Below are 980 nucleotides of genomic sequence, written 5' to 3'. Positions count from 1 at the left end.
CTAGGGCGTGTCTCCCAAGTCCGCGCCGGTAGGGCTGTTTTGATGCGGTCATGTCTCGTGAACGAGTCCTGACAGACGCGCAATGGGAGCGGATCGCTCCTCTGATGCCCTCGACCGAAGGTGTGAAGTCGCGTCCCTTTCGTGACCACCGCCAGGTTGTCGAGGGCGTGATCTACCGCTTCCGGACCGGGATCGCGTGGCGCGACCTGCCCGACTCATTCGGACCTTGGCAGACGGTCTGGAAGCGGCACAAGCGCTTCTCGATCGACGGAACCTGGGACAAGATCCACGCCCGACTCTTGGCCGAAGCCGACGCTGCCGAACAGATCGACTGGATGGTCAGCGTCGACTCCACCATCAACCGCGCGCATCAGCACGCCACCACTCTGCGCCGCGTCGAGCGACCCGCGGGCCGGCAAGCCACGGGCCTCACAGGGGGCTGAGTCGAACTACACGAATCTGCGCGAGGAGCCACCGGACCACGCACTCGGGCGCTCTCGCGGAGGAATGTCGACCAAGATCCACCAACTCGTCGATGGGCGCGGGCGCCCGCTCGTCATCATGCTTACCCCCGGCCAGGCTGGCGATTCGCCGATGCTCAACCCATTGTTGTCGCACCTGGTGATCAAGCGGCTCGGACGCGGTCGACCCCGCACCCGTCCGGTCGCGGTGCTGGGCGACAAGGCCTACTCCTCCCGCGCGATCCGCACCGAGCTCCGTGCACGCAAGATCAAGGCCGTGATCCCGCAGCCCTCGGACCAGATCGGGCACCGCAAGAAGCGAGGCTCGGCCGGCGGCCGACCGCCCGCCTTCGACGCCAAGACTTACAAGGGCCGCAACGTCATCGAGCGTTCCTTCAACGACCACAAGCAATGGCGTGGCATCGCCACCCGCTACGACAAACTCGCAGCCGTCTACCGCGGTGCGGTTGTCCTACGCGCCATCACCATCTGGCTCGCGACTTAGGAGACACGTCCTAG

1 pseudogene is annotated in these 980 nt (G+C 65.7%); it reads left to right on the top strand.

Features of this window, described 5'->3' with window-relative positions:
- Positions 1 to 50: 50 nt before the first annotated feature.
- Positions 51 to 966, top strand: a pseudogene (locus tag ACOADB_RS03435) (IS5 family transposase).
- The last annotated feature ends 14 nt before the right edge of the window (positions 967 to 980 follow it).

It is taken from the genome of Nocardioides sp. CPCC 206348, from assembly GCF_048654705.1.
Classification (GTDB): Bacteria; Actinomycetota; Actinomycetes; order Propionibacteriales; family Nocardioidaceae; genus Nocardioides.
The sequence above is the reverse complement of the archived record's forward strand: the minus strand, read 5'-3'. Positions and strand labels throughout refer to the sequence as shown.